Below are 7901 nucleotides of genomic sequence, written 5' to 3' on the forward strand. Positions count from 1 at the left end.
CAATTGATTAGAATTATATCCCGTGAGAGTGATAAGAAAGAGAAATACCGCTGTTCTCAGTGTGGATTTAACGGTGGGCAGCTGCACTGGAATTGTCCTAGTTGTAAGAGCTGGCAGACGATTAAACCGGTATTAGAGTATGAAAAAAAGGTCGTGAATTAAACGATTTCGGAATTGTAAGGATTTATATGCAAGGTACAGACATGTCTTCGGTAGAACAAAAATCACCACTAATAGTTGCGCTTGATTACCCTGACTCGGCAAGTGCAATAAAAATGGCTGAGTCTCTAGACCCCTCATACTGCCGGGTAAAGGTCGGGAAGGAACTATATACACGTTGTGGACCTCAGATATTGGAGTCCCTGCATGGTCTTGGTTTTGAGGTGTTTCTCGATCTAAAATTTCACGATATTCCAAATACGACAGCTAATGCAGTTGCTGTGGCTGCAGACCTTGGTGTCTGGATGGTAAATGTTCATGCATCTGGTGGACGGCAGATGATGGAAGCCTGCGTTTCCAAGTTAACTAGCTATCAGAAAAAGCCCTTGTTGATTGCTGTTACGGTGTTGACTAGCATGCAAGACGCAGACCTTCATGAGCTTGGTTTGGAGGTGTCAGCGCAACAGCAGGTAAATCGATTGGCCGAGCTCAGTAGAGATGTAGGAATGGATGGCGTAGTGTGTTCTTCACACGAGGTAGCTGAGTTAAAGGCTAACTTAGGGGCTGACTTTAAGTTGGTGACCCCGGGAATAAGGCCTGCATTTGCTTCAGTGGGGGATCAGAAGCGGATTATGACACCGTATGAAGCTGTTCAGGCTGGCTCAGACTATTTGGTGATAGGTAGGCCAATTACTCAAGCTGATGACCCAATGGATGCCTTATCAAAGATAACCAAGGAGCTGGCGCTTGGGTAAGGTTTCAAAAAGCTTGATAGCTTTGTTCTGTTTTGTTCCTGTTATGCTTAGTTTTGCCGGGCCGGAATCGAAACATGAAGCGTCAAGCACTTTGGGTTTTCCCGTAATAAGCTATCTAGCGCATATGCAGCAGACCTATACATTCGTATTGATAGGAGAAGCGGAACGGTCATTCCTATTTTTTGATGTCTATGATGTCGCTTATTACCGAAGTGTTTCCCAGTCTAACAAGAGTAATTATGCAGAGCTTCTAACTCTGAATTATGAAAGAGATTTGCCTAAAGAGAAGGTTCACAATGCTTTGTCAGAAGGGCTTGAGAAAAATCTTTCAAATCACGACTTTCAGGCGCTTTCTCAAGAAATAACTAAGCTGGTGTCCAGTATCAATACAGATGTAAAAGAGGGAGACTCTCTCAAAATATTCTTTAAGCCAGAGGGGAAGGTGAGTTTTTATTACAATAACGTGCGTGTTTCCTCATTTTCGAATACAGCCCTCTCTCGTGCTTTACGTGCGATCTGGTTAGGGGGGCAATCTGTTGTAGATCAGGCGATGTTAACTAAAGGCCTGAATTAAGATTTTGATCTTTTAAGGCATACTTTCACAAATCTTACCCAATTAACTTGTTATCTGCTCTGATTTCTATCACCCTTAACTGCTCGCTCAGTGACATTAGGTGGAAGGAGGCTTGTGTGAATAAAATCGCAGGGAAACTTGAGGTCTCACGATTTGAAATTCCGTATAGGCTATATGGCTCTTCAGATAAGTTAATGGTATGCATTGGCGGTGCAAAACAAACCATGTCTGCATGGCGCAGTTTTGTCTCTCGTTTTCAAACTGAATACAGCATCCTGGTATTTGACTTGCCTGGGCAAGGGCGTGCAAAAATTAACTACGGTTGCATGGGGGTATCGCTTGAAGAGCAAGTGGATGCCTTGCATGAGTTATTAGTCAGAATTGATGCGCAAAAGTACTCTAGTCGATATTTAGTTGGCGGCTCTTGGGGCTCAATTGTTGCGGCTTCTTATTTGGATCGTTATCCGGATTTGTTTAATCGGGCTGTTCTTGGCAGTTTTGGCACGCGTGCAAATTCAGTCCTTCAGGTAATTATAGATCAAGTTCAGTCTTATATTGAGCAGGGGCGTGGCGCTGAAATTGCGCCATTGATGATAGAGAAGTTTGGCCAACTTATTCCTGAGCATTTAAAGCGCCAAATTATTAGCCAGTTTAATGATATGAGTGAGGAGCAGTATGCATCATTTTATGAGCATAGTCGGTCGGTTACTCAGATGGGGGATCTTAAGCAGCATATTGAGTTGAGCTCGATTGCGATTCCCGTGCTAGTTGTTATGGGGCAGTTCGATACCATTATGGACCTCTTTGACACGCGTAAAGCTACTAAAATGCTGGCGAATGGAGAGTTTCAGCTAGTCAAAGGGGTGGGGCACTTTTTGCATTGGGAGAAGCCTGAACTACTTGAGACTTACGCTGAGTTTTTTGAGCGCACTGCTGAGGAGTCACAGCATTGCAGCGCCAACTAAAGCCAATTTAGTTTAGGTTGATACTTCATATGCAATCAGGTGCTCTGCGTCGATTGCGATATTAATGGTTTCTCCGATATTAAAATCCTGGTGGCTAGGGAAGATGACATCGAGAGCCGTATCAGAGGCAAGCTTTAATTGGTATTGGGTTGAGGTGCCTGCAAAAATTTTCGAGCTGACGACGGCATTCAGGTTTGCTCCTGGTTTATAAATTACATCGTCGGGACGAATTAGTATTTCAATCCTGGTTTTTTCTGGCCAGTTATAAGCACGATTGCCTTGAATCACACCGACCTCACTTGAGAAGGTATCGGGTGTTAAGGTTTCACCTTTGATAAAGGTGCCGTGTCCAATAAACCTAGCGACAAAAGGATTTACGGGTTCGTGATATAGCTCGTAGGGTTTTCCCCATTGTTGAACTTTTCCTTGATCAATAACGCCAATATAGTCACACATAGCGAATGCTTCTTTCTGATCATGAGTCACTAATATTGCACTGATTCCTAAAGTCTTAAGAATGTTCCTGATATCAATGCTTAGACGGTTGCGTAGCTCAGCATCAAGATTTGAAAAAGGTTCATCTAGTAGGATAAGTTCGGGTTCAGGCGCTAAAGCTCGTGCTAGCGCTACTCGTTGTTGTTGCCCGCCAGACAGTTCATGTGGAAAGCTGTTTTGATAGCCATCTAGGTCGACTAAGTGAATTAACTTTTCAATATGAGCTGACTTTTCGGTTTTGTCCTTAATGCCTGTGAGGCCGAAAGCGATATTTTGGCTGACGCTAAGGTGGGGGAAGAGGGCATAGTCTTGAAATACCATGCCAATCCGTCTTTTCTCGGGGGCTTGTACCTTGTTGGTACTGGATATAGTTAAGCCGTTCAAATTGATTGTGCCGGCTTCAAGATTCTCAAAGCCGGCGATAGCGCGGAGAATGGTGCTTTTGCCACACCCACTTGGCCCAAGTAAACAAGCTATATCACCTCTGACCAGCTTAAAAGAAAGGTCTTTAATGACGATTAGGTTTTCATAGTTGCACTGTACATCGTTAACTTCGAGTATATTGCTCATCTTTGTTGGTGAAGACACGTGCTACTAAATCCTTTCTTATGTTTACTTAAGCATTACACAATAAAAACTCAAGAAGTGCCTTTTGAGAATGTAATCTATTTTCTGCTTCATCCCAAACGACTGAGCTGGGGTGATCCAGCATGTCGTGACTAATTTCTTCTCCACGATGTGCAGGCAGGCAATGCATGAATAGGGCATCAGAGTTCGCTACGCTCATTAGTTCCGGGCTAACTTGATAGTCTTTAAACTTGTTGATGCGCTCTTTTTGCTCTTCTTCTTGCCCCATTGATGCCCAGACATCAGTTACAACTAAGTCGGCATTTTTGACGGCGGCAATTGGGTTTCGTACAATATGAGCATGTTTTTGATTCTTTTTGAGCAACTCGTTATTTGGGTCGTAGCCGACGGGTGATGAGATGACCAACTCGAAGTTAAGTAGTGCTGCAGCGTTAATGAAAGAATGGCACATATTATTACCATCACCGACCCATACGACTTTTTTGCCTTCGATTGAGCCTCTATGTTCGTGATAGGTTTGCATATCGGCAAGTAATTGGCAGGGGTGGAAGTCATCTGTAAGGGCGTTAATGACTGGCACCGAGGAGTGTCGTGCAAATAATGCCAGTTTCTCATGTTCGAAGGTTCGAATAGTAATTGCATCAACCATACGTGATAGTACCCTAGCACTATCTTCAACCGGTTCTCCACGACCCAATTGCGTATCCCGAGGAGACAAAAATAGAGATGAACCACCAAATTGAGCCATGCCAGACTCGAAAGAAACACGAGTTCGGGTAGAAGACTTCTCGAAGATTAGTGCTAAAACGCGATTTTTGAGAGGCTCATAGATATTACCTTGCTTATGCTCGGTTTTAAGTGTGATAGCTCGCTCAATAACTTGCTTAAGCTCTTGGCTGGAAAGGTCATTTAAGGTTAAGAAGTGTCTTAGTGCCATTTGTCTCTCAATAAATAAACGATTTGATCGTGGAGGTAGAGTGTTTCCTGCCCAGTTAAGAGCGGGGCCTGCTGCGATCGTCGGCAGAATATAGGCGAATGATTTGTACGACGGCGTCAATTAAGAATTCACACTCGTCGTCACTCATATTCAGTGCCGGTAGAAGTCGAATCACTTTTTCGGAAGTGACGTTCAATAGTAAGCCTTTTGCCTTGGCTAGTGGAACGAGCTCTAGGCAAGGTTCGGTCAGTTCAATGCCGATCATTAAGCCCCTGCCGCGAATATCAGCAACGTAGTTAGCTGCCAAAAGTTCATTCTCAAGTTCTTTAAGAATGCGTTCTCCGAGAACAGATGCTCTATCACAAAGCTTATGGCTTGTAATTTCATTGATTGTCGCTAGTGCAGCTGCACAGCCAAGAGGGTTTCCGCCGAAGGTAGAACCGTGAGTGCCGGGAGTAAGAACATCGGCTGCGCTGCCTTTTGCCATGCATGCACCAATAGGGTAGCCATTGGCGATGCCTTTTGCAGTTGTCACAACGTCAGGTGTTACATCATACCCTTGATAAGCAAAATAATTACCCGTTCTGCCGTTACCTGTTTGAACTTCGTCTAACATCAATAGCCAGTCATTCTCATCGCAGATCTGACGCAAAGATTTTAGGTAACCGTCCTCAGCGATTGAGAGACCTCCTTCACCTTGAATGGGCTCGACTAGAATTGCGACAACATTAGGGTTCGATTTGGCAATCGCTTCAACAGCTTTAACGTCATTGAATGGTGCTCTAACAAAGCCGCCTAGTAAAGGCTCGAAGCCCGCTTGTGCTTTTCGGTTTCCTGTCGCGGTCAAGGTCGCCATAGTCCTGCCGTGGAAAGATTGATCCATGACGATAATCGTGGGAGTCTGTATACCCTTGTCATGCCCATACTTTCTGGCTAGCTTAATAGCGGCTTCATTCGCTTCAGCACCTGAGTTGGAAAAGAAAACTTTTTCCATACCTGATATTTGGCATAAGGTCTGTGCAAGTTTGACTTGTAAAGGCGTGTGATAAAGATTTGAACAGTGGAGTAGGCGGCCGGCCTGATCTTTGATTGCTTTGGTAACTGCGGGGTGTGAATGGCCAAGGCCGCAAACAGCTATACCAAAAAAGGTATCAAAGTATTTGTTTCCGTCAGTGTCGTATAGCCAGGCGCCGTCACCATTTTCAAAAGCAACAGGTAGTCTGCCATAAGTGCTCATCAGCGGTTGATCGTTGTTCATTTCAGTCTCTTATTAACGCAAAAAGGCAGCTAAATGCTGCCTGTATAAAGATAATATGTTAGCTTGATCTTTCATGGTAATCAATTGTTTTTGGGCTTCAATTTTTAGCCTGCGATCAAGATGTATCTGGTGATACTTGATCCTTGGAAAATGTAGTTGATGTATTCTGGTTACCATATTCAAATCTTGTGACGAATTGAGAGTTTTTATTGTGCTTAATGCGGTTGAATTAGCGGTGTTTTCGGGTCAAATAAAGTCGATATGTGAAGAAATGGGCCTGGTTTTGCAAAGAAGTGCTTTTTCTCCAAATATAAAAGACCGTCTTGACTATTCCTGCGCTTTTTTTGATTGTGATGGAAAAATCGTGGCCCAAGCTGCGCATATTCCTGTTCATCTCGGTAGCATGGCTTATGCAATGACCCGAATAGTTTCTGAGTTTGATTGGAAGCAAGGCGATGTTCTGGTTTTAAATGATCCTTTTAAGGGTGGGACTCATCTTCCTGATGTAACATTGATTGCACCATTCTTTGTTGGTGAAGAGCTAAGTGGCTTTGTTGCGAATCGTGCGCATCATGCCAATATCGGTTGTGATTCTCCTGGCTCAATGCCGCTTTCAACAAGCTTGGAAGATGAAGGCGTAATTATTTCTCCCCAAAAACTATATTCTCAAGGAAAACTGAATAAGGTTTGTCTCGAATTATTATCAAGCATAGAAAAGAACACTAATGCCGACGATTTGCCAGGAGATTTTATTGCACAGCTCAGTGCGAACGTTGTAGGTCTGGAGCGCCTGGAACAGTGGTTTATTGAGTCGCGGATGACACGTCAGAGTTTTGTTCAAGGCATTGAGCAATTGAATGACTATGGTAAAACGCTTGCAGCGAATTACCTAGAGCGTTTGCCGAAAGGGAGGGCTAGTTTTTCAGATTACCTTGATGGCGACGGGGTAGGTACTGAAAATATTCTAATTAAAGTTGAAGTGTCTATCGATAGTGAGGGAATTACGCTGGATTTTACCGGAACATCAGCACAGGTTAAGGGGAATCTAAATTGCCCTCTTAGTGTATGTGCTGCGTCTGTGTACTATGTGTTTGCAGCACTAATGCCAGCATATGTACCTCATTGTGATGGGGTGTTCAAACTGATTAATATCTCTGCGCCCAGTGGCTCGCTACTAAATGCTCTACCTGGAGCTGCCGTTTCAGCAGGGAATGTTGAAACAAGTATGCGTGTTGTAGATGTTGTGCTTGGAGCATTGCATCAAATAGGACTTAAAGTGCCTGCCGCCTCACAGGGAACGATGAATAATGTTGCGATGGGAGGGACAGCTCCGACGCCATGGAACTATTACGAGACAATCGCTGGTGGAGCAGGGGCAGGTGAGTTATTTGAAGGTATTACTGCGCGCCAGTGTCATATGACGAATACGCTTAACACGCCCATAGAGAGCCTGGAGCTTCATTATCCGATGCAGGTTATGCAATACGGTATTAGGGCGGGCTCTGGTGGCATAGGGGAGCATTCAGGTGGAGATGGCGTCATCCGCTCTTACCTGTTTAAGCAGGCGGCTCAGGTCACTTTGTTAACTGAGCGTCGCTCGAAAGCTCCGTGGGGACTCGAAGGTGGTGCTGAAGGGTGCCCAGGTAAAAATGTACTTAATGCTAGGGTGCTGGATGGTAAGGCAGAGTTTAAGGTAGGGGCGGGTGATGTTTTAACGATCAACACACCTGGTGGCGGAGCCTGGGGGGAGAAACTCTGAAAAAATACCTGACTAATATGGTTGGTCTTATCAAAAGATAGTAAACTAGGTGGCGAAAGATTTAACTCTACAGGTAAATACCGATGTCAATAATGGATACGATTAAAGAGCAACTTGAAAGCAATGATATTCTGCTATACATGAAAGGCTCGCCTCAGCAACCACAATGCGGCTTTTCTGCCAAAACATCACAGGCGCTGATGGCTTGTGAGGAGCGATTTGCTTATATTAATATTTTAGAACACCCTGAGTTGAGAGAGAACCTTAAGGTTTACTCAAGTTGGCCGACATTCCCGCAGCTATACATAAAAGGTGAACTTGTAGGCGGTTGTGATATTGTCACCGAACTGTACGAGTCTGGTGAGCTGAAAAAGATGGTAAGCGCTGCTGCTTCCGCTGAATAAGTTGTAC

At 44.3% G+C, this 7901-nt stretch carries 9 protein-coding genes; 6 read left to right on the top strand and 3 right to left on the bottom strand.

The window, feature by feature from the left end; translation table 11 throughout:
- Positions 1-3 precede the first annotated feature (3 nt).
- From A3757_RS26860 to A3757_RS14140, 4 genes are all read left to right on the top strand, one after another.
- The gene (locus A3757_RS26860) at positions 4-162 is read left to right on the top strand and encodes a hypothetical protein (protein WP_231878283.1); all 159 of its coding nucleotides are present in this window, start codon (positions 4-6) and stop codon (positions 160-162) included.
- A gap of 26 nt (positions 163-188) precedes the next feature.
- Complete coding sequence (gene pyrF / locus A3757_RS14130) at positions 189-914, top strand: orotidine-5'-phosphate decarboxylase (protein ID WP_082865164.1); 726 nt, start codon at positions 189-191, stop codon at positions 912-914.
- Positions 907-1488, top strand: a complete 582-nt coding sequence (locus A3757_RS14135; RefSeq protein WP_068509304.1) for a chalcone isomerase family protein — start codon at positions 907-909, stop codon at positions 1486-1488. Before pyrF ends, A3757_RS14135 begins: the two co-directional genes overlap by 8 nt.
- A gap of 116 nt (positions 1489-1604) precedes the next feature.
- Positions 1605-2453 (top strand): alpha/beta fold hydrolase, encoded by an 849-nt coding sequence (locus tag A3757_RS14140; protein WP_068509302.1) that lies wholly within the window; start codon positions 1605-1607, stop codon positions 2451-2453.
- Positions 2454-2465: 12 nt separating this feature from the next.
- Here A3757_RS14140 and A3757_RS14145 read toward each other — a convergent pair whose 3' ends face one another.
- Genes A3757_RS14145 through A3757_RS14155 form a run of 3 tightly spaced genes read right to left on the bottom strand, consistent with a single transcriptional unit; the run spans position 2466 to position 5731 of the window.
- Positions 2466-3536, bottom strand: a complete 1071-nt coding sequence (locus tag A3757_RS14145; RefSeq protein ID WP_231872213.1) for an ABC transporter ATP-binding protein — start codon at positions 3534-3536, stop codon at positions 2466-2468.
- Positions 3537-3564: 28 nt separating this feature from the next.
- Positions 3565-4473, bottom strand: a complete 909-nt coding sequence (gene argF, locus A3757_RS14150) for an ornithine carbamoyltransferase (RefSeq protein ID WP_068509298.1) — start codon at positions 4471-4473, stop codon at positions 3565-3567.
- Positions 4474-4528: 55 nt separating this feature from the next.
- A complete protein-coding gene (locus tag A3757_RS14155) occupies positions 4529-5731 on the bottom strand; it encodes an aspartate aminotransferase family protein (RefSeq protein ID WP_231872212.1) in 1203 nt (400 codons plus the stop codon).
- Between the two features lie 211 nt (positions 5732-5942).
- On the opposite strand from A3757_RS14155, the gene A3757_RS14160 reads away from it, so the two are divergent.
- Positions 5943-7490 (top strand): hydantoinase B/oxoprolinase family protein, encoded by a 1548-nt coding sequence (locus tag A3757_RS14160; protein ID WP_068513276.1) that lies wholly within the window; start codon positions 5943-5945, stop codon positions 7488-7490.
- Between the two features lie 83 nt (positions 7491-7573).
- Positions 7574-7894 carry a Grx4 family monothiol glutaredoxin gene (grxD, locus tag A3757_RS14165; protein WP_068513273.1) on the top strand — a complete coding sequence of 107 codons (321 nt, stop codon included), beginning with the start codon at positions 7574-7576 and terminating at the stop codon, positions 7892-7894.
- The last annotated feature ends 7 nt before the right edge of the window (positions 7895-7901 follow it).

The sequence above is a fragment of the Oleiphilus sp. HI0117 genome (assembly GCF_001635235.1).